Annotated in this window: 1 protein-coding gene; it reads right to left on the bottom strand. The window is 50.1% G+C overall.

Annotated features, from left to right (window positions below; all coding sequences use genetic code 11):
• Positions 1 to 118: 118 nt before the first annotated feature.
• Positions 119 to 591: biopolymer transporter ExbD (locus B2Z72_RS11510; protein WP_297004852.1), on the bottom strand; the 473-nt coding region annotated here is incomplete at its 5' end.

Below are 591 nucleotides of genomic sequence, written 5' to 3'. Positions count from 1 at the left end.
ACCATCAGGAAGAACACCAGGATGGTAAAAATATCCATCAGGGCGGTAAGGTTCAGACCACCGGCGGCCTTTTTACGTTTATGGTTGCGCTCCATACGCTTGGCGCGACGTGACATTTTCATTCGGTCACCTCCCCGCTCAGCGCTGCTGCATCACCCATGGAAATATCCGGAAACAGCGTTGCATCGACCAGACTGGCCGCCACCACTGCCGAATAAATACGCACGGTATCCATCACGTTAATTAACGTCTGATAATCAATATCAGGTTCCGATAACAGGCTGATGTCTTTCTTATCGGCGAAGCCAGGATTCTTTTTTACATCCTGCAAAGCCAGCGATAAGCCGCTGTAATCAAACCCGTCTTCTTTTTTAGGCAAAAGCACGATGGTTTCCGTTTTTTCCTGATAGGTCCGGTTCAGTTCGAACCCGGAATTCCGGATAACCACTTCAAGCGAAACATCTTCCGGATCAATTTCAGCTGTGCCCGGCTGATCGCCGGCAGGTAGCCTCAGATCCAGAACCGCCAGCTGCGAGAACACCATGTTCATCAACAACACCGGCACCAGCACAATCATGAGATTCATGAAGG

Source organism: Thalassolituus sp. UBA6592, from assembly GCF_002433655.1.
Lineage (GTDB): Bacteria > Pseudomonadota > Gammaproteobacteria > Pseudomonadales > Oceanobacteraceae > Venatoribacter.
Note: the sequence above shows the minus strand (reverse complement) of the source record. Positions and strands in the feature narration are given on the sequence as shown.